The sequence below is a fragment of the Nocardioides sp. SYSU D00065 genome (genome assembly GCF_017916425.1).
Taxonomy (GTDB): domain Bacteria; phylum Actinomycetota; class Actinomycetes; order Propionibacteriales; family Nocardioidaceae; genus Nocardioides.
Genome location: NZ_JAFMSX010000002.1, coordinates 148,265 through 173,621 on the forward strand (window position 1 = coordinate 148,265; position 25,357 = coordinate 173,621).

24 protein-coding genes are annotated in these 25,357 nt (G+C 73.1%); 8 read left to right on the forward strand and 16 right to left on the reverse strand.

Translation table 11 applies throughout. The annotated features are described in order from the left end of the window. Nucleotide 1: 1 nt before the first annotated feature. From panD to J3P41_RS08795, 5 genes are all read left to right on the forward strand, one after another. Nucleotides 2–406, forward strand: coding sequence for an aspartate 1-decarboxylase (panD, locus tag J3P41_RS08775; protein WP_246861999.1), 405 nt, complete (start codon nucleotides 2–4; stop codon nucleotides 404–406). Between the two features lie 9 nt (nucleotides 407–415). Beyond that, the gene (locus J3P41_RS08780; RefSeq protein ID WP_210649946.1) at nucleotides 416–2,089 is read left to right on the forward strand and encodes an L-aspartate oxidase; all 1,674 of its coding nucleotides are present in this window, start codon (nucleotides 416–418) and stop codon (nucleotides 2,087–2,089) included. After that, a complete protein-coding gene (gene nadC, locus J3P41_RS08785; RefSeq protein WP_210649947.1) occupies nucleotides 2,086–2,988 on the forward strand; it encodes a carboxylating nicotinate-nucleotide diphosphorylase in 903 nt (300 codons plus the stop codon). Before J3P41_RS08780 ends, nadC begins: the two co-directional genes overlap by 4 nt. Continuing rightward, complete coding sequence (locus tag J3P41_RS08790) at nucleotides 2,985–3,755, forward strand: type III pantothenate kinase (protein WP_210649948.1); 771 nt, start codon at nucleotides 2,985–2,987, stop codon at nucleotides 3,753–3,755. The genes nadC and J3P41_RS08790 overlap by 4 nt, the downstream gene beginning before the upstream one ends. Nucleotides 3,756–3,838: 83 nt before the next feature. Beyond that, on the forward strand, nucleotides 3,839–4,177 hold the full coding sequence (locus J3P41_RS08795; RefSeq protein ID WP_210649949.1) for an Lsr2 family protein: 339 nt from the start codon (nucleotides 3,839–3,841) through the stop codon (nucleotides 4,175–4,177). Between the two features lie 31 nt (nucleotides 4,178–4,208). Here J3P41_RS08795 and J3P41_RS08800 read toward each other — a convergent pair whose 3' ends face one another. The 3 genes from J3P41_RS08800 to J3P41_RS08810 all read right to left on the reverse strand — a co-directional run bounded on the left by J3P41_RS08800 (nucleotide 4,209) and on the right by J3P41_RS08810 (nucleotide 7,024). Continuing rightward, nucleotides 4,209–5,003 carry an ABC transporter ATP-binding protein gene (locus J3P41_RS08800; RefSeq protein WP_210649950.1) on the reverse strand — a complete coding sequence of 265 codons (795 nt, stop codon included), beginning with the start codon at nucleotides 5,001–5,003 and terminating at the stop codon, nucleotides 4,209–4,211. Beyond that, entirely contained in the window at nucleotides 5,000–6,070 is a 1,071-nt protein-coding gene (locus tag J3P41_RS08805) for an ABC transporter substrate-binding protein (protein ID WP_210649951.1), read from the reverse strand. Before J3P41_RS08805 ends, J3P41_RS08800 begins: the two co-directional genes overlap by 4 nt. Nucleotides 6,071–6,142: 72 nt before the next feature. Beyond that, nucleotides 6,143–7,024, reverse strand: coding sequence for an ABC transporter permease (locus J3P41_RS08810; RefSeq protein ID WP_210649952.1), 882 nt, complete (start codon nucleotides 7,022–7,024; stop codon nucleotides 6,143–6,145). A 224-nt stretch (nucleotides 7,025–7,248) separates the two neighbouring features. On the opposite strand from J3P41_RS08810, the gene J3P41_RS08815 reads away from it, so the two are divergent. Further along, entirely contained in the window at nucleotides 7,249–9,825 is a 2,577-nt protein-coding gene (locus J3P41_RS08815) for an ATP-dependent Clp protease ATP-binding subunit (protein ID WP_210649953.1), read from the forward strand. A gap of 39 nt (nucleotides 9,826–9,864) precedes the next feature. Here J3P41_RS08815 and J3P41_RS08820 read toward each other — a convergent pair whose 3' ends face one another. Then, nucleotides 9,865–10,749 carry an A/G-specific adenine glycosylase gene (locus J3P41_RS08820; protein WP_210649954.1) on the reverse strand — a complete coding sequence of 295 codons (885 nt, stop codon included), beginning with the start codon at nucleotides 10,747–10,749 and terminating at the stop codon, nucleotides 9,865–9,867. Nucleotides 10,750–10,817: 68 nt separating this feature from the next. Here J3P41_RS08820 and J3P41_RS08825 point away from each other — a divergent pair, with 68 nt between their 5' ends. Further along, on the forward strand, nucleotides 10,818–11,627 hold the full coding sequence (locus J3P41_RS08825) for a hypothetical protein (protein WP_210649955.1): 810 nt from the start codon (nucleotides 10,818–10,820) through the stop codon (nucleotides 11,625–11,627). Nucleotides 11,628–12,055: 428 nt separating this feature from the next. On the opposite strand, the gene disA is transcribed toward J3P41_RS08825, so the two are convergent. Together disA and radA are read right to left on the reverse strand one after the other, a co-directional pair. Further along, nucleotides 12,056–13,138, reverse strand: coding sequence for a DNA integrity scanning diadenylate cyclase DisA (disA, locus tag J3P41_RS08830; protein WP_307861903.1), 1,083 nt, complete (start codon nucleotides 13,136–13,138; stop codon nucleotides 12,056–12,058). A gap of 106 nt (nucleotides 13,139–13,244) precedes the next feature. Continuing rightward, entirely contained in the window at nucleotides 13,245–14,648 is a 1,404-nt protein-coding gene (gene radA, locus J3P41_RS08835; RefSeq protein WP_210649957.1) for a DNA repair protein RadA, read from the reverse strand. 305 nt (nucleotides 14,649–14,953) lie between these two features. Between radA and J3P41_RS08840 the strand changes: the two genes are divergently transcribed. Next, nucleotides 14,954–16,021 carry a LacI family DNA-binding transcriptional regulator gene (locus tag J3P41_RS08840; RefSeq protein ID WP_210649958.1) on the forward strand — a complete coding sequence of 356 codons (1,068 nt, stop codon included), beginning with the start codon at nucleotides 14,954–14,956 and terminating at the stop codon, nucleotides 16,019–16,021. A 36-nt stretch (nucleotides 16,022–16,057) separates the two neighbouring features. Here the strand turns inward: J3P41_RS08840 and J3P41_RS08845 are convergent, their stop codons facing one another. The 10 genes from J3P41_RS08845 to J3P41_RS08890 form a co-directional block, all read right to left on the reverse strand. Then, entirely contained in the window at nucleotides 16,058–16,645 is a 588-nt protein-coding gene (locus J3P41_RS08845) for a class I SAM-dependent methyltransferase (protein WP_210649959.1), read from the reverse strand. A 92-nt stretch (nucleotides 16,646–16,737) separates the two neighbouring features. Further along, entirely contained in the window at nucleotides 16,738–17,376 is a 639-nt protein-coding gene (locus J3P41_RS08850; protein WP_210649960.1) for a VOC family protein, read from the reverse strand. A 59-nt stretch (nucleotides 17,377–17,435) separates the two neighbouring features. Beyond that, entirely contained in the window at nucleotides 17,436–18,806 is a 1,371-nt protein-coding gene (locus tag J3P41_RS08855; RefSeq protein WP_210649961.1) for an alkaline phosphatase family protein, read from the reverse strand. Nucleotides 18,807–18,851: 45 nt separating this feature from the next. Then, nucleotides 18,852–20,021, reverse strand: coding sequence for a metabolite traffic protein EboE (gene eboE, locus J3P41_RS08860; RefSeq protein ID WP_210649962.1), 1,170 nt, complete (start codon nucleotides 20,019–20,021; stop codon nucleotides 18,852–18,854). A gap of 2 nt (nucleotides 20,022–20,023) precedes the next feature. After that, nucleotides 20,024–20,902: a TatD family hydrolase gene (locus J3P41_RS08865; protein ID WP_210649963.1), complete on the reverse strand. Its 879-nt coding sequence runs from the start codon at nucleotides 20,900–20,902 to the stop codon at nucleotides 20,024–20,026. After that, a complete protein-coding gene (locus J3P41_RS08870; protein ID WP_210649964.1) occupies nucleotides 20,902–21,564 on the reverse strand; it encodes an EboA domain-containing protein in 663 nt (220 codons plus the stop codon). Before J3P41_RS08870 ends, J3P41_RS08865 begins: the two co-directional genes overlap by 1 nt. Beyond that, complete coding sequence (locus tag J3P41_RS08875; protein ID WP_307861904.1) at nucleotides 21,561–22,451, reverse strand: sugar phosphate isomerase/epimerase family protein; 891 nt, start codon at nucleotides 22,449–22,451, stop codon at nucleotides 21,561–21,563. Before J3P41_RS08875 ends, J3P41_RS08870 begins: the two co-directional genes overlap by 4 nt. Then, a complete protein-coding gene (locus J3P41_RS08880) occupies nucleotides 22,448–23,311 on the reverse strand; it encodes an SCO3242 family prenyltransferase (protein WP_210649965.1) in 864 nt (287 codons plus the stop codon). Before J3P41_RS08880 ends, J3P41_RS08875 begins: the two co-directional genes overlap by 4 nt. Beyond that, nucleotides 23,308–24,504, reverse strand: coding sequence for an inositol-3-phosphate synthase (locus J3P41_RS08885; protein ID WP_210649966.1), 1,197 nt, complete (start codon nucleotides 24,502–24,504; stop codon nucleotides 23,308–23,310). The genes J3P41_RS08880 and J3P41_RS08885 overlap by 4 nt, the downstream gene beginning before the upstream one ends. A 67-nt stretch (nucleotides 24,505–24,571) precedes the next feature. Continuing rightward, nucleotides 24,572–25,354: a hypothetical protein gene (locus tag J3P41_RS08890; protein WP_210649967.1), complete on the reverse strand. Its 783-nt coding sequence runs from the start codon at nucleotides 25,352–25,354 to the stop codon at nucleotides 24,572–24,574. Nucleotides 25,355–25,357 lie beyond the last annotated feature (3 nt).

Below are 25,357 nucleotides of genomic sequence, written 5' to 3' on the forward strand. Positions count from 1 at the left end.
CATGATGAAGTCCAAGATCCACCGCGCCACGGTGACCCAGGCCGACCTGCACTACGTCGGCTCCGTCACCGTCGACGAGGACCTGCTCGACGCCGCGGACCTGCTGGCCGGCGAGCTCGTCCACATCGTCGACGTCACCAACGGCGCCCGCCTCGAGACGTACACCATCGCCGGCGAGCGAGGCTCCGGCGTCATCGGCATCAACGGCGCGGCGGCCCGGCTGGTGCACCCCGGCGACACGGTCATCCTCATCGGCTACGGCCAGATGGACACCGCCGAGGCCAGGGAGCTCAAGCCGCACGTCGTCTTCGTCGACGCCGACAACAAGGTGATGGGCACCGGTTTCGACCCGGCGGAGACGTTCGGCGACGAGGCGCTGACGCGTGGCGACGTCGTGACTCGCTAGCCTGCGCGGATGACTGCACGCCGGCCGGTCCCGGGACGCCTCCGCGCGCCGGCCCCCGGTTGGACGATCCGCGCCGACGTCGTGGTGGTGGGCTCCGGCATCGCCGGGCTCACCGCCGCGCTCCGCATCCATGCCGCCGATCCGTCCCTGCGCCTCATCGTGGTCACCAAGGACGTCCTGGCGGCAGGCTCCACGCAGTGGGCTCAGGGCGGCATCGCCGCGGCGCTGGGCCCCGGGGACACACCCGAGCAGCACCAGCGCGACACCCTGGTCGCGGGGGCGGGCGCCTGCGACGTCGACGCCGTGCGGGTCCTCGTGACCGAGGGTCCCGCCGCGGTGCACGAGCTGATCGCGCTCGGCACCGAGTTCGACCTGCACCCCGACGGCGAGCTCTCGCTGACCCGCGAGGGCGGGCACCACCGCGACCGGATCGCGCACGCCGGCGGTGACGCCACGGGTGCGGAGATCCAGCGCGCGCTCATCGCAGCCGTCGAGCGCGCACCCGAGATCGAGGTCGTCGAGCACGCGCTCGCCGTCGACCTGCTGCGCGCCGCCGACGGAGGCGTCGCCGGACTCACCCTCCACGTGCTGGGCGAGGGTCGGCGCGACGGCGTCGGTGCGGTGCACTGCCGCGCGGTCGTGCTGGCCTCGGGCGGGCTCGGCCAGGTGTTCAGCCAGTCGACCAACCCGAGCGTGTCCACGGGTGACGGGATGGCGCTGGCGCTGCGCGCGGGTGCCCGGCTGCGCGACCTCGAGTTCGTCCAGTTCCACCCGACGGTGATGTGGCTGGGACCGGACTCGCAGGGGCAGCAGCCGCTCATCTCCGAGGCCGTGCGCGGCGAGGGTGCCTTCCTCGTCGACCACGACGGACGCCGCTTCATGCGCGGCGAGCACGAGCTGGCCGACCTCGCTCCGCGCGACGTGGTCGCCAAGGCCATCACCCGCCGGATGACCGAGACCGGTCAGCCGCACGTGTGGCTCGACGCGCGCCACCTCGGCGAGGCGTTCTGGCGCAGGCGGTTCCCCACCATCCTGGGCGTGTGCCGCCGGCACGGCGTGGACCCGGCGACCGAGCTGATCCCGGTCGCGCCCGCCCAGCACTACGTCTCCGGCGGCGTCGCCACCGACCTGTGGGGCCGTACGACCGTGCCCGGTCTCTACGCGACGGGTGAGGTGGCGTGCTCGGGCGTGCACGGCGCCAACCGCCTGGCGTCGAACTCGCTGCTCGAGGGGCTCGTGTTCTCGCGGCGGATCGCCGACGTGCTGCCCGGCGAGCTGCGCGACTGGAGCGACCCTGTGGCGGACCCCCGCCCCGCCGCCCTGGTGGGCGGCGGGGATCGCCGCGCGATCCAGGAGGTGATGACCCGTCGTGCGGGCGTGCTGCGCGAGGCCGACGGCCTCGCGGAGGCGCTGGACCTCCTGGGCGCCCTCGACCGCGCGGACGCCGAGGTGGGGCCGGCCGCCTGGGAGACGAGCAACGTGCTGACCGTCAGCACCGCGCTCGCCGAGGCGGCGGCGATGCGCACGGAGACCCGCGGGTCGCACTGGCGCGAGGACTTCCCCGACCGCGACGAGTCGCGCGCCGGGCACGTCGACACCTGGCTCGACGTCGACGGCGCCGTCCGCGCCGAGTGGACGTACGCCCCCTCCACCGACCCTTCCACCACGGAGGTGCCCGCATGACGAGTCTGCGCGACGTCCCACCCGACGTCCTCGACGACCTGACCGCGGCCGGACTCGACCCCGAGCACGTCTGGGACGTCGTCAGCCGCGCGCTGTCGGAGGACCTGACCCCGGCGTGGGCGGACGACCCGACCAGCTCCGCCACCATCCCCGTCGACGCGCGGGGCGAGGCGGTCGTCGCCGCGCGCGAACCGGGCGTGGTCGCCGGCCTCGCCGTTGCCGCGGTGGCGTTCTCCATGGTCGGCGCCGACGCCACGATCACCGACCGCGTCCCCGACGGCACGCGCGTGGAGCAGGGCGACGTCGTCATGCGCGTCGCCGGCCGCACCCGCCAGCTGCTCGTCGCCGAGCGCACCGCGCTCAACCTCGCCTGCCACCTCTCCGGCGTCGCCACCGCCACCGCGCAGTGGGTCGAGGCGCTCGCCGGCTCGCCGACCCGGGTGCTCGACACCCGCAAGACGCTGCCGGGCCTGCGCGCGCTGCAGAAGTACGCCGTGCGCTGCGGCGGCGGGGTCAACCACCGCTTCGGGCTCACCGACATGGCGATGGTCAAGGACAACCACGTCGTCGCGGCCGGCGGGGTGCTGCCGGCGCTGGCCGCCATCCGGTCCGCCCACCCGGGACTGCCGGTCGAGGTGGAGGTCACCACCCTCGACCAGCTCGACGAGCTGCTGGCGCTGCCCGCGCCTCCGGAGCGGATCCTGCTCGACAACATGAGCGACGAGCTGATGACCGAGGCGGTGCGGCGTACGGCCGGGCGGGTGCCCCTCGAGGCGAGCGGCGGCATCACCCTCGAGCGCGCGGCGCGGATCGGTGCGACGGGGGTCGACTTCGTGTCGGTCGGGGCGCTCACCCACTCGGTGCGGGTGTTCGACCTCGGGATGGACCTGCTCGGATGAGCCTGCTGGCGGTCGACATCCGCAACACCCACACCTTCCTCGGCCTGCTCGACGGGGAGGACGTCACCGGTCACTGGCGGCTGGCCACCGACGAGCGGCGCACGGCCGACGAGTGGTCGCTGCTCCTGCGCGGACTCCTGGCCGACCGCGTCGACGACGTCGAGGGGGTCGCAGTCTGCTCGACGGTGCCGGCCGTCCTGCACGAGTGGCGCGAGATGCTCGAGCGTCACCTCGCGCACGTGCCCGCGATCGTGGTCGAGCCGGGTGTGCGCACCGGGATCGCGGTGCTGACGGACAACCCGCGCGAGGTCGGCGCGGACCGGATCGTCAACGCCCTCGCCGCGGCCGCGCTGCACGGCGGTCCGGCCATCGTCGTCGACTTCGGCACCGCGACGACGTTCGACGTGGTCAACGCCAGGGGCCAGTACGTCGGCGGCGCGATCGTGCCGGGGGTCGAGATCTCCCTCGACGCGCTCGGGCGCCGCGGTGCGCAGCTGCGCAAGGTCGAGCTCGCCCGCCCGCGGTCGGTGATCGCCAAGAACACCGTCGAGGCGCTGCAGAGCGGGATGCTTTTCGGCGTCGCCGCGCAGGTGGAGGGCCTGGTGGCCAGGATGATCGAGGAGCTCGACGTCCCTGCCGAGGACGTGGCGGTGATCTCGACCGGCCACCTCGCGCCGCTCCTGCTCGACGACTGCGGCTGTTTCACCGTGCATTCTCCGTGGCTGACCCTGCACGGTTTGCGATTGGTCTTCGAACGCAATTCGTGACGCCTTTTGGCCGTCAAATTGCATTCCTGCAACAATGCATTCCAGCTCTTTCCCCCGAATGCAGAGAATGCGAAGGAATTACCATGGCGCAGAAGGTCAACATCGTCCTCGTCGACGACCTCGACGGCACCGAGGCCACCGAGACCGTCACGTTCGGCCTCGACGGGACGACCTACGAGATCGACCTCAACGACGCCAACGCGGCCGCGCTGCGTGAGGCGCTCAGCGGCTACGTCGGCCACGCGCGCAAGGTCGCCGGCGGCTCGCGTCGCGGCGCTCGCCGTTCGTCGGGTTCCACGAGCGGCTCCTCGTCGTCGAACACCAAGGACGTGCGCGAGTGGGCCAAGGAGCAGGGCATGGAGGTCTCCGAGCGCGGCCGGATCTCCGCCGAGGTGCAGCAGGCCTACGACGCCGCCCACTGACCCGGCCAGCGTGGCGTGAGGGACCTGCCCCTCACGCGACGTCGGCGTGGATCGCCCGGCGCACCTGCGAGGTGAGGTCGGCGTACTCCGGCAGCGAGCGGATCTCCTCGACGGGCACCCGCTCGCCCGCTCGGCCGAAGCGTGCCGGTGCGTCGAAGACGATGCGGCCCGGCCGCGGGCTCATCACCAGGACCCGCGAGCCGAGGTAGACCGCCTCGTCCACGCTGTGGGTGATGAACAGCACGGTCTTCCCGGTCTCGCGCCAGATCTGCAGCAGCTCGCCCTGGAGCCGCTCGCGGGTCAGGGCGTCCAGGGCGCCGAACGGCTCGTCCATCAGCACGATGTCGGGGTCGCCGGCCAGCACGCGGGCGATCTGGCAGCGCTGCTGCATGCCGCCGGACAGCTCGTAGGGGCGGTGCTCGCCGAAGGCTGCCAGGCCCACCATGTCGAGGTAGCGGTCGACCCGGGCCCGCCGCTCGGCCGCCGGGACCCCCTGGAAGCGCGGGCCCACCTCGACGTTGCGCCGCACGCTCATCCAGGGGAAGAGGGTGGGCTGTTGGAAGACCACGCCGCGCTCGTGCCCCGGACCACGGACGGGCTCCCCGGAGACCGTGACGGTTCCTTCGCTCGGCACGGTGAAGCCGGCCAGGATCCGTAGCAGCGTCGTCTTGCCGCACCCGGACGGCCCCGCGAGGGTGACGAACTCGCCGGGAGCGATGTCGAGGGTGGTGGGGGCGAGCGCCGGCAGCGACTCGCCTCCGACGTCGAAGCTCTTGGAGACCCCGGCGAGGGCGATGCCCCGGTCGTGTCCGCCGACGGCGCTCACCGGCCCACCGACGCGGCCGGCCCGGCGTCGACGTGCCCGGCGTAGTCCTGGGCCGTGCCCACCGCGTCGATGCCGCCCTGCTCGAGCAGGAAGGAGGCCGTGGTGCGGAGGTCCTCGGCGAGCTTGCCACCGAGGTAGTCCGGCCCGGCCTGGGTGGCGGCGTCGAGGAAGGTGAGTCCCTCGAACTGCGGGAGGACGTCCTCGGGGTCGATGCCCAGCACGACCGCGACCGACTCGGCGGCGGTCTGCGGGTCGTCCTGGATCATCGTCACGGCATGGTCCTGCACCTTGGCCCACTGCTCCATGAACTCGGTGTTCTGGGCGGCGAACTCGGCGTCGACCGTGCCCACGTCGAACGTCGGTCGCCCGGCCTCGGCCGTGTCGGCGCTGGAGAGGATGCGCGTGCCGCCGTCCTCGATGAGCTGGCTCTGGGTCGGGTCCCAGACCCAGGCGGCGTCGATCTGGTCGCCCTGCCAGGCGCCGGCCATCTTCTCGGGGTCGAGGTTGATGACCTTGACGTCCTTGTCGGGGTCGAGTCCGGCGTCGAGGAGCGCCTGCAGGAGCGAGTAGTGCGCGGTGCTGCTGAACGGCACTGCGATGGTTCCGCCGCGCAGGCCCTCGAGGTCGGTGACGGCCGGGTCCTTGGCGACGAGCGACTCCGCGTCGCCGATGACGTCGTGGATCCACACCACGTCGAGGTCGACGTCGGCGTTGGTCGGGGCGGAGGAGGCGATGGTGGCCGGGGACGAGCCCATCAGGCCGAGGTCGACCTCGCCGGCGCCGTAGTACGCCACCACGTCGCCGCCGGACGCGGCCTGGACCCAGCTGATGTCGGCGTTGGGCATGCACGCCTCGAGCAGGCCGAGGTCCTTGACGACGACGTCGGCGTTGGGGATGGGCTGCCAGGCGATCCGGGCGGTGGTGTCGATGGACTCCTCCGGCGTCCACGGGCACGCCGAGCCCTCGGCCGGGGCAGTCGTGGCGGTGCGGCCGGACTCGACACAGCCGGACACCCCCAGGGCGAGGCATGCTGCGGTCGCGGCGGCGGCGAGGGTGCGGTGGTGCATCTGATCTCCTGGTTCGGTGGCGGGGGCGTTACGAGGTGGGGGGCGCGCGAGGGGTTGCGGTCGGGATGCGGCTCAGGCCTTGCCGCGCCACGGGACGAGAGCCCGTTCGAGCGACTTGAGGCCGAGGTCGAGGACGATGGCGGCGAGGCCGATGACGAAGATGCAGGCGACGACCAGGTCGCTGCGCAGCTGCTCGCCGGCGAGGTAGGCGAGCCCGCCGATGCCCGGGATGCCGTTGGCGATCTCCGCGGCCACCACCGTCGTCCAGGCGAAGCCGGTGGCCACCCGGATGCCGGTGAGGACGTCGGGCAGCGTCGAGGGCAGGACCACCGCCCACACGGTCTGCACGCGGCGCGCGCCGAGGCTGAGGGCGGCGTTGACCTGGTCCTCCCGCACGCCGCGGACGCTGGCCATCGTCGCCATCGTGATCGGCGGGAAGGCGGCCAGGAACAACAGCCACACCTTGGAGGTGTCGCCGATGCCGAACCACACGATCAGCAGGCCGATGTAGGCCAGTGGGGGGAGCGAGCGCAGGAAGTTGAGGTACGGCTCGAGCAGCGTGCCGAGGAACGTCGTGCCCATGACCAACCCGAGGGGGACACCCACGGCGATGCCGCCCCCCACCCCCGCGGCGATGCGCTGCAGGCTCGCCAGCAGGTGCTCCCACAGGTAGTAGTTCTGCTCGCCGCGCACGACCCGGCTCGAGCCGGCGCTGACCGGGTGGTCGGAGTTGGCGCGCACGAACGCGTCCCAGACGGCTCCGGGCGACGGCAGGAACAGGGGACGTACGAGACCGGTGCGGGTGACCAGCCACCAGGTGGCGAGGAGCAGCGCGAACGTCGCGGCGTGCAGCGCGAGACGGCGTACGCGGGTGCGGCGCGCGGCCCGGCGACGGGTGTCGGCGGCCGTGAGGTCCGGCGCGGGGGCGCGCTGGACGGTCGAGGTGATGCTCAACGGAGGTCCTTCAGGTGGCAGGAGCACGAGCCCGAGGACAATAACAATAGTTACTTACTTGACTTTGTGGCGACCCGCCCAATGGGTGGACCGACGTTCGCTGTCAGCGGACGCCCTCGTCATCGAGAGGGGAACACGTAGGCTGATGGCGGGCGTTGAGCCCAGTGTCCGCAGTCCCGCCCCGGTGGGAGGCCGGCGGATCACGCAGACGTAGAGGAGCGCACATGTTCGAGCGGTTCACCGACCGAGCCCGGAGAGTTGTCGTGCTGGCCCAGGAAGAGGCCCGCATGCTCTCCCACAACTACATCGGGACCGAGCACATCCTGCTCGGCCTCATCCACGAGGGCGAAGGCGTCGCCGCGAAGGCGCTGGAGTCCCTCGACATCTCCCTGGAGGCCGTGCGCGCCCAGGTCGAGGAGATCATCGGCCAGGGCCAGCAGGCGCCGTCGGGCCACATCCCCTTCACGCCCCGCGCCAAGAAGGTGCTCGAGCTCTCGCTGCGCGAGGCGCTCCAGCTCGGCCACTCCTACATCGGCACCGAGCACATCCTGCTCGGCCTGATCCGCGAGGGCGAGGGCGTCGCCGCCCAGGTGCTGCAGAAGCTCGGCGCCGACCTCAACCGGGTCCGCCAGCAGGTCATCCAGCTGCTCAGCGGGTTCCAGGGCAAGGAGTCGGCGACCGCCGGCGCCCAGACCGCCGGCTCCAGCGGCGAGGCTCCCTCGAGCTCGCTGGTCCTCGACCAGTTCGGGCAGAACCTCACCCAGGCCGCCCGCGAGGGCAAGCTCGACCCGGTCATCGGGCGCGAGCAGGAGATCGAGCGCGTGATGCAGATCCTGTCGCGCCGCACGAAGAACAACCCCGTGCTGATCGGCGAGCCGGGCGTCGGCAAGACCACGATCGTGGCCGGCCTGGCGCAGGACATCGTCAAGGGCAACGTGCCCGAGACGCTCAAGGACAAGCAGATCTACACCCTCGACCTCGGTGCGCTGGTCGCCGGCTCGCGCTACCGCGGTGACTTCGAGGAGCGCCTCAAGAAGGTGCTCAAGGAGATCCGCACCCGCGGGGACATCGTGCTGTTCATCGACGAGATCCACACCCTCGTCGGTGCCGGTGCAGCCGAGGGCGCCATCGACGCCGCCAGCATCCTCAAGCCGATGCTCGCCCGCGGCGAGCTGCAGACCATCGGTGCCACCACGCTCGACGAGTACCGCAAGTACCTCGAGAAGGACGCGGCCCTCGAGCGCCGCTTCCAGCCGATCCAGGTGCAGGAGCCCTCGATCGCGCACACCATCGAGATGCTCAAAGGCCTGCGCGACCGCTACGAGGCGCACCACCGGGTGACCATCACCGACGAGGCGCTCGTCTCGGCCGCGACCCTGGCCGACCGCTACATCTCCGACCGGTTCCTGCCGGACAAGGCCATCGACCTCATCGACGAGGCCGGTTCGCGACTGCGCATCCGCCGGATGACCGCGCCGCCGGACCTGCGCGAGTACGACGAGAAGATCGCCGACGTGCGCCACCGCAAGGAGGCGGCGATCGACGGGCAGGACTTCGAGGCCGCGGCCCGCCTGCGCGACGAGGAGAAGCAGCTCGCCGCCCGCCGTGCCGAGCGCGAGAAGCAGTGGCGCGCCGGTGACCTCGACGAGATCGCCGAGGTCGACGAGGAGCTGATCGCCGAGGTCCTGGCCGTGGCCACGGGCATCCCGATCGTCAAGCTCTCCGAGGAGGAGTCCACCCGGCTGCTCAAGATGGAGGACGAGCTGCACAAGCGCGTCATCGGCCAGGAGGAGGCCGTCAAGGCGCTCAGCCGGGCCATCCGTCGTACGCGTGCCGGCCTCAAGGACCCCAAGCGCCCCGGTGGCTCGTTCATCTTCGCCGGGCCCTCGGGCGTCGGCAAGACGTGGCTGTCCAAGACGCTCGCCGAGTTCCTCTTCGGTGACGAGGACGCGCTCATCCAGCTCGACATGAGCGAGTTCTCCGAGAAGCACACGGTCTCGCGCCTGTTCGGCTCGCCGCCCGGATACGTCGGCTACGAGGAGGGCGGCCAGCTCACCGAGAAGGTGCGCCGCAAGCCGTTCTCGGTCGTGCTGTTCGACGAGGTCGAGAAGGCCCACCCCGACATCTTCAACAGCCTGTTGCAGATCCTCGAGGAGGGACGCCTGACCGATTCGCAGGGTCGGGTGGTCGACTTCAAGAACACCGTCATCATCATGACCACCAACCTCGGCACGCGCGACATCTCCAAGAGCGTCAACCTCGGCTTCGGTCAGACCGGCGACGCCGCCGGCTCCTACGACCGGATGAAGAGCAAGGTCTCGGAGGAGCTCAAGCAGCACTTCCGCCCCGAGTTCCTCAACCGTGTCGACGAGATCGTCGTCTTCCCGCCGCTCTCGCGCGAGCAGATCATCGCGATGGTCGACAACATGGTCGACGCGGTGGAGCTGCGGCTCAAGGACCGCGACATGTCCCTCGAGCTCACCCAGTCGGCCAAGGACCTCCTGGCCGAGCGCGGCTTCGACCCGGTGCTCGGTGCCCGGCCGCTGCGTCGCACGGTGCAGCGCGAGATCGAGGACGTGCTGGCCGAGAAGATGCTGTTCGGCGAGGTGGGCCCCGGCCAGATCGTGCTGGTCGACGTCGAGGGCGAGGGCCCCGGCGCGAGGTTCACCTTCCGTGGCCAGAAGAACTCCACGGTGCCCGACATGCCTCCGCTGGAGACGGTCGACGCCGAGGGCGTTCCGCTCGAGGGCCCGGACGACACGGCCGGTCCCACGGACGTGCCGAAGGCCAACGAGGCCTGATCCAGGCCTGAGTTCACGAGGCGAGCCCGCCTCACCTGGTCACCCCGGGAGCGCCCAGCGCCCCGGGGTGACCTGCGTCAGGAGGCCGTCGGCCACCAGCCCGGCCAGGCACCTCTCCCGCTGCTCGGCGCCCGGCCACGCCGCCTCGATGCGGTCGCGGCCGACGGACCCCTGGGTCTCCCGGGCCAGCGCCATGATCCGGCCGCGGCACTGGCGGTCGGTCCCGGCCCACGCCTGCCCGCGCCGCGGCGGTCCGTCGTACGCCGGGAAGCCGGCGAGGCGCCATGCGCACAGGTCGGCGACGGGGCAGGCGTCGCAGGCGGGCTGGCGCGCCGTGCAGACGAGCGCGCCCAGCTCCATCGTCGCGACCGCCCAGGTCGCGGCGGTGGCGGGATCGTCGGGCAGCAGGCTCGTCGCCACGTCCCGCTCGGCACGCGTGACGGCGGGCGGGGGCAGCTCCCGCCCGGACACGGCCCGCGCCAGGACGCGCCGTACGTTGGTGTCGAGGACGACGTGGCGCCGGCCGAACGCGAAGCTGGCGATCGCGGCAGCGGTGTAGTCGCCGACTCCCGGCAGGGCGAGCAGGTCGTCGTAGGCCGCCGGCACCTCGCCGCCGTGACGCTCCACGATGACGGTGGCCGCGGCGTGCAGGCGCAGTGCCCGGCGCGGGTAGCCGAGCCGGCCCCACATGCGTACGGCTTCGCCGGTGGGTGCGGACGCGAGGGCGGTGGGCGTCGGCCAACGCTCGAGCCAGGCGGCGTGCACAGGCAGCACGCGGACGACAGGCGTCTGCTGCAGCATGAGCTCGCTGACCATGACCGACCACGGCGTGGCCTCCGGGCGCCGCCAGGGCAGGTCCCGGGCGTGCTCGTCGTACCAGTCGAGCACGCGCTCGTGCAGCACGGTGGGGTCGGGGGCGTCCATCGCGGGCGATCGTAGGTGAGCCGGTGCGCCTCCCCCGAGACCGGTCCGCCGCTGCCTACCCTGACCCCATGCCGACGACCGTACGACCTCGTGGGCCGCTCCCGGCCCGGGTCTACTGGACCCGTCGCCTCGTCGTGCTCGGCGTCCCCCTGCTGCTCGTGGTCGTGCTCGCTCGGGTCCTCGGCGGGACCTCCGAGGGCCGGGAGGCAGCCGGCGACCGGGCCACGCAGGCCGGCGCCACCGTCACGACGACGGCCCCCTCCGCCGGGCCGACCGCCGAGGTGCCCGCCGGCAAGGGTGGCCAGCAGCAGGAGGTCGCTCCCCCCGAGCCCGTCCTGGCCGAGCCGTCGGGTCCCTGCGCGGACTCCGACATCGTCGCGACCCCGGCGATCACCTCGGTCCCCGGCGGCGCCGACATCCCGATCACCATCAACCTGCGCACCGCCGTCACCGAGGCCTGCACGTGGCAGGCGTCGCCCGAGTCCATGACGGTCACCATCACGTCCGGCAGCGACTTCATCTGGAGCACGCGCGAGTGCCCGGCCGCGATCCCGGTCCAGGACCTCGTGGTGCGACAAGGCGTCGACACGCCTGTCGTGGTCACCTGGTCGGGGCGGCGCTCCGACGAGACCTGCTCCCGCTTCGCCGCCTGGGCCATGCCCGGCTTCTACCACGTCCAGGCGGCCGCGCTCGGTGGCGAGCCGACGGACGTGCAGTTCGAGCTGGTCGCGCCGCAGCCGGGCGTCGTCACCAAGACCGCCGACCCGCAGCCGCAGGGCGGGGCGTCCGACGGGGCGTCGGGCGGGAAGTCCCGCGGCACGAACGGCGACACCGCGCACGTACCCGGCGAGGACGGCAACGGCAACAGCGCGGGGTGATTCCGCGCGCGCCCTCGTGGGGGCGGTGAGTGAGCGACATTCCCCGGGCTCGGGATGTCGTTGGCGCACCGCTGAGGGGTGTTCGTACGGCCGTGTCCGGGTGTGGCGGTGGCTGAGCCACATGTCCGGGGCTCGGGATGTGGCTGGCGCACCGCTGAGGGGTGTTCGTACGGCGGTGGCCGGGCGTGGCGGTGGCTCAGCCACATTCACGCGGCTCGGGATGTGGCTGGCGCACCGCTGGGCGGAAGTACGCGCCGTGGCCGGTGTGGCGGTGGCTGAGCCACATGTCCGGGGCTCGGGATGTGGCTGGCGCACCGCTGGGGGTGTTCGTACGACAGCGGCCGGTGTGGCGGTGGCTCAGCCACATCCACCAGGCTCGCCATGTGGCTCACGCACCGCTCGGGGGACGCGCGGCCGGCCCGAGAAGGTCAGATGTAGCGCTCGGTGATGCTGGACTCGGCGAGGCGGGACAGGCCCTCGCGGACGCTGCGGGCGCGGAGCTCGCCGACGCCGTCCACGGCCTGAAGGTCCTCGATGCCGGCCGAGAGGAGCTGCTGCAGGCCACCGAAGTGGTCGACGAGGCGGTCGACGACCGCCGCCGGCAGGCGAGGGACCTTGGCGAGGAGCCGGTAGCCCCGGGGCGCGACGGCCGCGTCGAGGTGCTCGGCGCCGCCGAGACCGATGGCGCGGGCGACCGCAGCCGGGTCGACCAGCTCGGTCGGCAGCAACCCCTCGAGCTCGGCCAAGTGGGACTCCGGGCTGGCCTGGCGGCGCTTGCCGCCCGGCAGGTAGTCGCGCACGACGAGCTCGCGCTCGGCGTCCACGCCCGTGACGAGCTCCTCGAGCTGGAGGGAGAGCAGGCGGCCGTCGGTGCCCAGCTCCAGGACGTAGTCCTCGATCTCCCGGGCGATGCGGATGACCATCTCCAGGCGCTGGGCGACCACGGCGACGTCGCGCACGGTGACCAGGTCCTCGATCTCCAGGGCTGACAGCGTCGCGGACACCTCGTCGAGGCGGAGCTTGTAGCGCTCCAGCGTCGCCAGCGCCTGGTTGGCACGCGACAGGATCTTGCCGGAGTCCTCGAGCACGTGCCGGATGTCGCCGACGTACGCCGCGATGATCTGCATCGACTGCGACACCGAGATGACCGGGTGCCCGGTCTGCTTGGCGACGCGCTCGGCGGTGCGGTGGCGCGTGCCGGTCTCCTCCGACGGGATCGTGTGGTCGGGCATCAGGTGGACCGCGGCGCGGTGCACGCGGGTGATGTCCTTGTCGAGGATGATCGCGCCGTCCATCTTCGCCAGCTCACGCAGACCGGTGGCGCTGAACGGCACGTCCAGCGTGAAGCCGCCGGTGGAGATCGAGTCGACGGTCCTGTCCTGGCCCAGCACGATCAGGGCCCCGGTGCGACCGCGCAGGATCCGCTCCAGGCCGTCGCGCAGCGGCGTGCCGGGCGCGATGGAGGCGAGAGTGGCGCGCAGCCTCAGCTGCTCGTCGATGCGGTCTGCCACCCGGTCCTCCACGTGCTCCTCGGCGGCCGCCCGTGCGCCGTCGGGTGAAGTGTAGGGGCGTCAGGGCCCGATCCACCGATCCATTGTCGTTGCGGACGCCGGCAGGTCAGAGCGGAGGCGTGAGCTCGAGGGTGAGCAGCGCCCCGACGATGTCGTCGACCTCGATCACGCGGAGCCCGTCGACCATCCGCCGGGTGGGAATGCCGCGCTCGCCGGCGAGGCTGCGTCCGCGGGGCACGACGGCCACCTTGAAGCCCAGCCGGGCCGCCTCGGCGATGCGCTGGGGCAGGTCGCGCACGCGTCGCAGCTCGCCCGCCAGCCCGATCTCGCCGATGGCCACCGCGCCGCGCGGCGGCGGCACGCCGAGGTGGGAGCTGGCGACGGCGACGGCGACGGCGAGGTCCGCGGCGGGATCGTGCAACCGGGCGCCGCCGACGGTGGCGACGAAGGTGTCGCTGCCCGCGATGCGCAGGCGGGCGTGGCGCTGCAGGACCGCGAGGACGATGTCGACGCGCGAGGACTCCACGCCGGAGACGGTGCGGCGCGGGCGCTCGAGGGGCGAGGGCGACAGCAGCGCCTGCACCTCCGCCAGCAGCGGCCGGCGTCCCTCCATCGTGACCGCGACGCAGGTGCCGGAGACGTCCTGGGTGTGGTGCTCGACGAACAGACCCGTCGGGTCGGTGACGGCCGAGATCCCCTCGGAGGACAGGTCGAAGCACCCGACCTCGTCGACCGGGCCGTAGCGGTTCTTCATCGCCCGGACCATCCGGAAGCGCGAGTTGCGCTCGCCCTCGAAGTGCAGGACCACGTCGACGAGGTGCTCCAGCACGCGCGGTCCCGCGATGGAGCCGTCCTTGGTCACGTGGCCCACCAGCACGGTCGTGATGTTGCGCGTCTTGGCGACGCGGATGAGTGCGGCGGCGACCTCCTTGACCTGCGTGACGCCGCCGGGGACCCCGTCGATGCCGGAGGCGCCGATCGTCTGGATCGAGTCGACCACCAGGAGCGTGGGCCGCACCTCCTCGATGTGCGTGAGCACGGCGCCCAGGTCGGTCTCCGCGGCCAGGAACAGCTCGTCGTGGACCCCGCCGGTGCGGTCGGCGCGCAGCCGCACCTGGGCCGCCGACTCCTCGCCGGTGACGTAGAGCGTGCGCTGGTGCACGCGCGCGGTCTGCGCGGCCACCTCGAGCAGCAGCGTGCTCTTGCCGACCCCGGGCTCACCGGCCAGCAGGATCGCCGCGCCGGGGACCAGCCCGCCCCCGAGCACGCGGTCGAGCTCCGGCACACCGCTCGAGCGCGCGACGGACTCGGTGATCGCGACCTGACCGATCGGGACGGCCGGCGTCGACACCGGACCGGCCGCCGCGCGCAGGGCGGGCGCGCCGGCCTCCGCCACTGATCCCCAGGCCTGGCACTCGCCGCAGCGACCGACCCACTTGCCCGTCTCCCATCCGCACTCGGAGCAGCGGTAGGAGGGGCGGGTCTTGGCGGGACGGGCGGGGGCGGGCATGCTCGCCACGCTAGGCGAGGGCACCGACAGCGCCCGTGGCGGCACGCCCACGGCGCCGTGCGGAGCGGGACGGGCTCCGGTAGAGGCAGGTGCGTACGGACCGTTGTCCACAGAACGTCCTCGCATCCTGTGGAGATCGGTCGCAGCCTGTGGACAGCGACCGGGCGTTGGGGACGGCGGTCCGGCAGGGCAGCGCGCCGGACCTCGTCCGGCGGGCAGGCATCCTCGCCGACGGGCAAGGCTTATGCTGCGGCAACGCGATCGCCTCACCGGAGACGACGGTCGCGGCGAGGCGGAGGGAACGCATGGGGCGCAGCGACCACCGGGCGGGCAGCCAGCTGCCCGTCACGCCGCCGACCCTGGCCGACGTCGCGGAGCGCGCCGGGGTCTCGCGACAGACCGTCTCCAACGCCGTGAACAACCCCGACCTGCTGCGTCCCGACACCCTCGAGCGGGTCCGGCAGACGATCGCGGAGCTCGGCTACTCGCCCAACCGGGCGGCGCGCAACCTGCGCACCCGTACGTCGTCGCTCATCGGCCTGCGTTTCACGCCCATGCAGGAGGGCACGGCCAACGCGGCGATGGACCGCTTCGTGCACTCGCTGGTCGAGGCCAGCGAGGAGGCCGGCTACCACGTCCTGCTCTTCCCCGGCGACGACGAGGACCCGATCGGGGGCTACGACAACCTGCTCCGCTCCACCGCGGTGGACGCGTTCGTCGTCACCGACACCTACCTCGGCAATCCGCAGGCGGCGTGGCTGAGCCAGCAGCGGGCCCCGTTCGTCGCGTTCGGCCGGCCGTGGGACGACGAGCAGGCGCGTCACGTGTGGGTCGACGTGGACGGCGCGGCCGGCATCCGGCTCGCCACCCAGCACCTCATCGACCGCGGCCACACCCGCATCGCCTGGATCGGCTGGCGCAAGGACTCCCCGATCGGGGAGGACCGCCGCTCGGGCTGGGTCTCGACGATGCACGAGAACGGCCTGTCCACGACCGGCCTGGCGTCGCGGGTCGAGGACGTCGTCCACAGCGGCGCCGAGGCTGCGGCCGTGCTCCTCGACGAGTCGCGCCCGACCGCGTTCGTCTGCGCGTCCGACACGCTGGCGATGGGCGTGCTGCACACGCTCTGGATCCGCCAGCTCGCCCCGGGCCGGGACATCGCGGTGGTCGGCTTCGACGACTCCCAGGTGGCCCAGGTCTACCCGGTGGGGCTCACGTCCGTACGCCAGCCGCTCGAGGACGTGGCGGTCGAGATCGTCCGCAGCCTGCGGGCGCTGCTGTCGCACCAGCCGGTCGAGTCGCGAGGCGTGCTCCTCGAGCCGACGCTGGCGATCCGCGAGTCCAGCCAGCCGGAGCCCCTGCCGAAGCCGTGAGCGCCGGCCCTCCGGGACGCCCGGCGGCTGGAGCGGCTAGAAGTGGCGCCACCAGAGGTTGACGGCGTAGTCGACCGACGTCCCGGTGTGCGAGTCCAGTGCCTGCTCGGCCGCCGCGGGCGGCAGCTCGATGCGGACGACGGCCTCGAGGTCCGTGCGGGACGCGAACGACCAGCCCATGTCGATGCGTCGGCGCTGCCAGCCGTGCATCGACCAGAAGCGCTCGACGGCGTCCGGGTCCACCTCGGGGAACCCGCGCCGGAACCACTCGCCGAACGTCGAGCGGGTGGGGTCGTTGTCGATCACGAACGCGGTGCCACCGCGGCGCACGACCCGGTCCAGCTCACGCAGGCCCGGCTCGCAACCCGGCCCGAAGAAGTACGCCCAGCGCGCGTGCGCGACGTCGACCGACGCGTCCGGGACGGGCAGCTCCTCGGCCGCCCCGTCGAGAACGGTGACGTTGGCGAGCACGCGCGTACGACGGCGCGCGAGGGCCGCGAGGGGCGGGTGCGGCTCCACGCCGACCACCCGCTGCGCGGAGCCGGCCCACAGCGGCAGGTGGAAGCCGCTGCCGCAGCCGATGTCGAGCATCATGCGCCCGGCCCAGTCGCCGATCTCGCGCATGGCGGCGGTGATGCGGCCGTGCGGGTCGGCAGCGCGGTTCTCGAGCTCGTAGAGCTCGGGGGTGTTCCAGATGTTGGGGGAGGGCCGGGGCTTCAGATCCGGACCAGGCCCTGCGGGGTCTGGATCTGCACCGCCACGATGCCGGGGGTGCCGTTGGGGGCGACCCACTCGACCTTGACGTCCTCCAGCGGTGCCTCCACGGTCTCGCCGAGCCACTCGCTGACCCGCTGGGGGTCACCGGCGATCTCCAGGCAGGCCAGCGAGAACTCGCCGGTGGCGCCGCTGCTGGGGTGCAGGTCGGCCGGCGAGTGCCACTCGATGAAGAACGGCAGCTGCGGGTCGGAGATCAAGCCGTTGACGCCGATCTGGCGCCACAGCAGCTCGGTGCCGTCGGGGCGGTGCCGGTTGCCCTTGACCGCTTCGCGGCCCAGGCGGGACTCGATGAGGGCGATGTCGTCGACGGCGACGACCCAGCCCATCCAGCCCCCGCCCAGTGCGGAGCGGGCGCGGACGGCCTGGCCGAAGGGGGCTTTGTCGCTGGCGGGGTGGTCGAGCACCTCGACCACCTCCACGTAGGTGCCGCCGGCCAGCGGGAGGATCATGTTGCGGGTTCCGAAGCGAGGGTGCACGCCTCCGTCGACGAACTCCGTGCCGAGCAGCCCCCCGATGCGCTGGGCGGTGCTGGCGAGTCCATCAGGTCCGGCGGCGAAGCTGACGTGGTCCAGGCGCATGTCCAGATTCTGGTCCGACCGCTCCGCGTCCGCCACACCGGGGTGGTGGTTTCTTGACGTCAAGACGTGCCGGCGAGCCTCAGCATAAGGTCGCGCACGTCCGTGGCGGCCACCGAGCCGGTGACAGCGCCCGGCGTGCTGCACACGAGCATCGGGCCGAGCGTGGGGTCCTTCGGCAGCCGGCCGTGGGTGCCGCGCACCGGCGACGGGTCGAGCGGCACCACCTTCATCGCGTAGCGCAGCCCTGCCATCTTCTTGGCGAGGGTGAGTCCGGCCTTGAGCTTCACCGCCTTGTCCTCGGGGTCGAAGAACAGCTCGGCGGGGTCGTAGCCGGGCTTGCGGTGGATCTCCACGCCGCGGGCGAAGTCGGGCGCCCGCGCGTCGTCGAGCCAGTAGTAGTAGGTGAACCACGCGGTCTCGTCCGCGACGAGCACCAGGTCGCCGGAGCGCTCGTGGTCGAGGCCGTACGCCGCCTGCGCGCTGCGGTCGAGCACCTGGTCGACGCCGGGCAGGTCGGCACACAGCGCGCGCACCGTCTCGAGGTCGGCCGGGTCGTCGACGTAGACGTGGGCGACCTGGTGGTCGGCGACGGCGAAGGCCCGCGAGGTCCAGGGGTCGAGGTACTCCATGCCGTCCTGGGTGTAGACCTCGAGCAGCCCGCTGCGGCGCAGCATCCGGTTGACGTCCACGGGCTGGTCGGCGTCGGTGATGCCGTACTCCGAGAGCACCAGCGTGGTGGCGCCGGCCCGCTCGGCGTCGTCGAGGAGCGGCGCGAGCGCGGCGTCGACGTCGCGGGCGGCCTTGACCGCCTCGGGCGAGTCGGGACCGAAGCGCTGGAGGTCGTAGTCGAGGTGCGGGACGTAGCAGAGGGTGAGGTCGCTGCGCGGCAGGAGCCGCCGGGTGGCGGCGATGATCCACTCGCTCGAGGCGATCGCCGCGGTGGGGCCCCAGTAGGTGAACAGCGGGAACTCGCCGAGGGCGCCGACGAGCTCGTCGTGCAGCTCGGGCGGGCGGGTGTAGCAGTCGGGTGCCTTCTTGCCGTCCGCGTAGTAGATCGGCCGCGGCGTGACGGTGTAGTCGGTGGTGGCGCCCATGGCGTACCACCAGCAGACGTTGGCGACGGTGTAGTCGGGGCGCTCGCGTCGGATCGTCTCCCAGACCTTCTCGCCCTCGACCAGCTTGTTGTGCTGGCGCCACAGGAACACCTCGCCGAGCTCGCGGAAGTACCACCCGTTGCCCACCGCGCCGTGCCCCGACGGCGGCAGGCCGGTGAGGAAGGTCGACTGCACCGAGCACGTCACGGCGGGCAGGATCGGCTCGAGGGTGGCCTGGGACCCCTGCTCGGCGAGGCGGCGCAGCCGCGGCATGTGCTGGAGCAGGTCGGGGGTGAGGCCGACGAGGTCGACGACGAGAAGCTTGGGGTGGGCCACGGTGGCGTCCTGTCCTGTCCTGGGTGCGGGGGAACGATGGAGTGTTCAGTCGAGCGGGGTGAGACCGAGGCCGACCAGCTCGTCGCGCACCCACGCCAGCTCGGCGGCGAGCCCGGCGGCGAGGGCGTCGTCGTCGGCGGGGGCGCCGTCGGGCAGGACGGACCAGGTGTAGGTCTCGACCTCGAGGTGGTCGGCGCGGGCGGTGTCGCCGCCGAGGAGGGCGGCCAGCGAGGCACGCAGGTCCTCGCGGCTGTTGCGCAGCGGAGGAGCGGGATCGGCGTGGACCGGCACGTGGAAGTGCACCCGCCACGGTGAGCGGTCGTCGAGCGGCCGGCGGCCCTCGAGCGCCTCGGGGAGGTCGTCGCGCGACGCGAGCCGCTGGCCGACGCGCTGGCGCACCTGGTGCAGGAAGCGGTCCTCGGAGTACGACGTCAGCGCGGCGCGGGCGTCCGGGTCGGCCGGATCGTCCACGACGAGGGCCGCGGCCGGCTGCACCTTGACGACGTCGAGGCCGGCGGCGTCGAGGCGGGCGATCGCGTCGGTCGCGTCCTCGAACCCCACGGCGAGGTGGCAGAGGTCCAGGCAGACGCCGAGCCGCTGCCGGTCGGCCGCGTCCAGGCGGTCGACCGCCTCGGCGATCGACTCGATCACGCAGCCCGGCTCGGGCTCGAAGGCCACCCGTACGGTGCGCCCGGTCTTCGCCTCGACCTCGGCCAGCCCCTCGGCCAAGGCCTTGAGGTGCAGCTCCGCCTGGGACTGGCGGTCGGCGAGCCAGGGCGCGCGCCAGGCGAGCGGGAGCGTCGAGATGCTGCCGCGGGCGGCGTCCTCGGGCAGCAGGGCGGCGAGCACGTGGGCCACGTCGAGGGTGTAGTCGAGCCGGGCACGCTCGGCCCACGTCGGGTGGTAGACCTTCTTCTTGACCACGTCGCCCTGGAAGGCGGCGTAGGGGAAGGCGTTGAGGGTGACGATCTCCACGCCGTGCGCGTCGATCGCCTCGCGCAGCCGGGCGACGGCGTCGAGGTCGGACGCGAGACGTCGCGCGGCTGCGGCCGGGAGCCACATCCCCAGCCCGACGCGGTCGGTCCCGAGGTGCTGGCGCAGCCGGTCGCCGTACGTGCTCACCTGGGCGATCAGCCCGTCGACGTCCTCGGCCGGCAGGACGTTGGTGCCGTAGCCGAGGTGGACGACGGTGCCGTCGCGATGCCGCAGCCTCATCGTCAGTCCCGCGAGCCGCGCAGGATCGAGTTGCCCTCGAAGGTCGCCGAGGCGTCGGCGGAGGCGCTCGCTGCGTCGGTGGCATCGGGGTCGACCAGCAGCCGCCCGCTCTGGCCGAAGAACTCGATCGGGTTGCGCCACAGCACCCGGTCGACGTCGTCCTCGGTGAAGCCGGCCGCGAGCATCGCCGCCCCGGTCTTCGCGGTCTTCAGCGGGTCGCTGCGGCCCCAGTCGGCGGCGGAGTTGATCAGCACGCGGTCCAGTCCGCGGCGCTGGAGGATGGCGACCATGCGGTGCTCGTCCATCTTGGTGTCCGGGTAGATCGAGAAGCCCATCCAGCAGCCGGCCTCGTCGACCTGGTCGACGGTGACCTCGTTGAGGTGGTCGACCACCACCATGCCGGGGGCGAGCCCCGACTCGGCGACGAGCTCGAGGGTGCGGCGGGTGCCCTGCTCCTTGTCGCGGTGCGGGGTGTGCACCATTGCCGGCAGCTCGAACTCGACGGCCAGCTCCAGCTGCCGCACGAACGCCTTCTCCTCCTCGACGGTCATCGAGTCGAACCCGACCTCGCCGACGGCCACCACGCCGTCCTTGGCGAGGTAGCGCGGCAGCACGTCGAGCACCTCCGCGCAGCGGGGGTCGTTGGCCTCCTTGGGGTTCAGCGCGATGGTGCAGTGGTGGGCGATGCCGAACTGCGAGGCGCGGAACCGCTCCCAGCCCACGAGGGCGTCGAAGTAGTCGGTGAACGAGCCGACGGAGGTGCGCGGCTGGCCCAGCCAGAAGGCCGGCTCGACGAGCGCGCGGACGCCGGCGGCGTACATCGCCTCGTAGTCGTCGGTGGTGCGCGAGGTCATGTGGATGTGCGGGTCGAAGATGCGCATCAGGAGTCCTTCTGCCGGTGCTGCTCGGGCTGCTCGAGGGAGGCGCGGCAGGCGTCGAGGACGACCTGCACGTCGGAGGGTACGTCGCGTCCGGCGGCCTCGCGCTCGCGCTGGTAGCGCTGCACCATCTCCGCCAGCCGGTGGTCGGCGCGGCGCGCGAGCCCGGTCACGGAGGTGACCGGGACGCCGGTGAACAGGCACTTGAGGACGCCCTGGCGCCAGGCGTCGTCGTCGAGCCGGTCGCTGTGCGGCCCCATGGCGGCGGCGACGAGGCGGGTGTCGTTGGTGCGCAGCGCGTCGAGCAGCAGGTCGCTGCCGTCGAGATCCTCGGGCGCGCCGGACAGGGCGTGGAGGACCGCCCGCTTCTCGTCGTTGTCGCCGTAGCGGTAGACCTCGCGCAGCTCGGCGAGCAGGGCCGCGGGCTCGAGTGACCGCGCCGCTGCCTGCACGAGGGAGACGCGCACCGCGTCCTCCACCAGTACGCCGTCGGTGCCGGGTAGCGGCCCGCGTCCGGTCTTGCGCGCCGCGGCGGGGAAGGTCCGTCCGAGCCGGGTGGGCTCCTCGGCCACCTCGGCGGTGATCGCCTCCCACTGGGCCTGCGCGCGCTCGTCGAGCGCGTCGCGGATGATGTCGTGCTCGGCCAGCGGCCGGATCTCGGTCACGGCGTGGATCCTTCCTCGTCGAGGCGGGTCAGGGAGGCGCGCAGGGCGGCGATCTGTCGCGCGGCGACCGTCGGCGCCGCGTGGGAGTGCCGGGGGAGCTCCACGCTGGCCAGGCCGGTGAAGCCGGTGGCCAGCAGGGCCCGCAGGACGGCGTCGAGGTCGAGGATGCCGGCGCCGAGCTCGAGGTGCTCGTGCACGTCGCGGACCATGTCGTCGACCTGCACGTTGCCGATGAGGTCGCCGGCGGCGGCGACGGACGCCTCCGGGCTGCGCGGCTCGTTGCACACGAGGTGCCCGAGGTCCAGGGTCAGCCGGAGGTGGTCGGGCTCGCCGAGCCGGCGACGCAGCTCGAGCGCCTCGTCGACGGTGTCGACGAGCATGCCGGGCTCCGGCTCGAAGCACACGGTCACGCCGAGGTCGTGGGCGAGGTCGAGGACCGGGCCCAGGCCGTCGGTGAGGCGTCGCCATCCCACCTCCGTGCTGGTCCCCTCCGGCAGCACCCCGGACCAGCACGACATCGCCTCGGCGCCCAGCTCGGCCGCGATCCGCACGGCACGGGTGAGCAGCTCGATGCGCGGAGCCCGGTCGCCGTCGCTGACCAGCGTGGGCTCGTGCTTGTGCCACGGGTCGAGGACGTAGCGCGAGCCGGTCTCGATGACGACGGCCAGGTCGTGGTCGGCGAGCGACTTCGCGGCGCGCGCGGTCTGGGCGACCGCGTCGTCGGCGAAGGGGTCGAGGTGGGGCTGGTCGAGCGTGAGCGCGACGCCGTCGTAGCCGAGTCCCGCGATCACCGCGCAGGCGTCGGGGAACCGGTGGCCGGAGAAGCCGTTGCTGCCGTAGCCGAGGCGCAGCGGGGTCTGCGGCGAGCCGGGCGTCGGCGCGCTCACGTCGGGCTCCAGCGCCGCGACAGCGCGCGGTAGGCGGGACCGGCGCCCACGACGGTCGCGGCGGCGACCAGCCGGCCGCGCCGCGCGAGCCAGGCGCCCTGGAGGAGGGAGAACCCGCCGATGCCCGTGCGGGTCGCGGTGCGTGCCGCGTCGGCGGTGGGGTCCTGCGCGGCCCGCGCCTGGGCGCGGCCGACGACGAGGGCGTACGCCGCCGACAGGCCGACCCCGGTGAGGCGCGCGAGGCGACCGGCGTCCGGGTCGTGGTGGGCGGCGTGTGCCGTCGCCGCGGCCACCGCGAGCGTGCCCGCCGTCACCGTGGCGGCGACCTCGCGACGGGTGCCGTGCACCTCGCCCCTGCTGAGCCAGGTGAGGCCCGCCGTGTGCGCGGTCATGGCGAGGGCGGGCTGCCAGGCGCCGGCGGGGGAGGAGTGGGCGCCGAGCAGCACGTCGAGTCCCCGGGTCGAGGCCATGGCGAGCGGCCCGATCGGCGCGTCCTTCGCGGCGGCGTCGTAGGTCACCACCATCAGCGCGAGCGGTGCTGCCACGGCGACGGCCGAGCGGCCGCCGAGGGCGGCTGCGAGCCCGACGCCCGCCGCGCCGAGACCGGCTGCGACGCCCAGCGCGGCAGCCGGGCTCACCCGGCCCGACGGGATCGGCCGCTCGGGCCGCTCCTCGGCGTCGACGTGCCGGTCGCACCAGTCGTTGAAGGCCATGCCGGACCAGTACAGGCACGTGGAGGCCAGCGGCATCGCCCAGCTCCTCCCGTCCGCGGCGGCGTGGGCGGCGCCCGACCACGCGTCGCCGGGGATGGAGAACGCGGCGGGGGCCCGGGTCAGCTCGACGAGGTCGCCGAGCCTCACGTCGTCACCCGGTCGGCGCACTCCGTCGACCAGGCGAGCAGGGCCTCCCACTGCTGCGCGAGGCGGTGCTCCTGCGAGCCCAGCGGCTGCTTGAAGAAGAAGCCGAGCGCCGCCAGCGGGCCGGTCTCGCCGACGGCCGCGGCGCGCGCGGTGAGGCGCGCGAGGTCGAGGACGAGCGGCGCAGCCAGGGCGGAGTCGCAGCCCTGCCAGGTGAACTGCATGGTCATCCGGGTGCCGAGGAAGCCGTCGAAGCGGACGTGGTCCCAGGCGGTCTTCCAGTCGCCGAGGTCCTCGACGTAGTCGATGTGCATCGGGCCGGGCACGGGGTGTCCGAGCATCGACTCCACGCCCGAGCGCTTCGTGCTGGTCTTGCTCTCGCGGGCCGCGGGGTCGGACAGGGTCGAGCCGTCGCCGCCGCCCAGGAGGTTGATCGAGGTCCACGACCGCACGGCCAGCGACCGGGTCGAGAACATCGGAGCCAGGGCGGACTTCACCAGGGTCTCGCCGGTCTTGCCGTCGCTGCCGGCGTAGGGGATCGCCCGCGCCGCGGCGAGCTCGTGAAGCGCCGGGACGTCGATGCCGGGGCTCGGGGTGAACGCGACGTACGCCGCGCCGGCCAGCACGGCGGCGCAGGCGTAGACCGAGCTCGGCGACAGGGGCGCGCGGCCGGCCGACCAGGCCGCCTCGAGGTCGGCCCAGGTGGCCGCGTCGGCGCCGGCGTCGTGCGGCGGCTCGGTGCTCGACACGTCGACGACGACGACCCGGTCGAGGGCAGCGCCGAACTCGCGGATGTCGGCTGCCAGGCGCTCGACGTCGGCACGCTGGTCGGTCGACTCCCCGTGGCGCACACCCGGCCGCAGGCGGGCCTCGGTGGCCTCGAGGTCGGCGGTCACCTGCTGTGCCAGCACGCCCGGCACCACGCCGCCCGCCACGAGGCGCTCGGCCTGCTTGACCAGCGGGATGGTGCCGACGTCGTGGCCGCCCACGACGATGTCGGTGTAGGCCGGGAGGCCGCGCGCGTCGAGGTCGGGGTGCGCGCAGACGCAGCCGGTCTCGTCGGTCAGGTGCGCGGCGAGCGCGCTCAGGCCGAGGGTCGCGGTGGTCGCCAGCGATCCGCGCGCGCCGATGAACCAGATGCCGAGGGTGCCGCCGGGAACGTGCTCGGCGGGCTTTGTGTTGGGGGAGGGGGCCACCTGCCGAAGGTAATGCACGTCACAACCCCTTTCAACGCCGCCCCCGCCACTTTTGTGTGCCGGTCGCTCAAAAGTGGCGCGCCGACGCCGGGTGCAGGGCGAGCGCGGAGCGAGAAGTCACGTGCGCCTCGCAGTGGCGCACCAGCTCGGCGTACGCCTCCGCACCCATCATCTCCACGAGCTCGGCCTCGTGGGTGAGGTAGACCGGCTCCGGCGCCACGTGCGCCTCGGTGTTGCCCGAGCAGTACCAGTCGAGGTCGTGCCCGCCCGGACCCCAGCCGCGACGGTCGTACTCGCCGATGGAGACCTCGGTGTACGACGTCCCGTCCTGCCGCTCCACGTTGCGGTACTGCCGGCGCAGCGGCAGCTGCCAGCACACGTCGGGCTTGGTCTCGAGCGGGTTGCGGCCCGAGCGCAGCGCCAGGCCGTGCAGCGCGCAGCCGGCTCCGCCCGGGCCGACCTCGGGCCCGAAGTCCGGACGGTTCTGGAACACGCAGGCCCGCTGGCCGTCGTACTCCACCACGAGCGTCTTGCGCTCGCCGTCCTCGTCGGTCTCGACCCAGTCGGAGGTGCCCACCGCGCGACGCGGGTGCATCTGCCAGTCGTCGGGGGTGAGCTCGGCGACGAACGCGGCGACCCGCGCCTCGTCGTCGGAGTCGGAGAAGTGGGCGCCGAGGGTGCAGCAGCCGACGTCGGGGGCGTCCGCGTAGATGCCTTGGCAGCCCCGGCCGAAGATGCAGGTGTAGGCGGACGTCAGCCACGTCAGGTCGCAGCGGAAGACCTGGGTGTCGTCGGCCGGATCGGCGAACTCGACGAACGCGCGGGGGAAGACGAGGTCGACTTCGGGCACTCG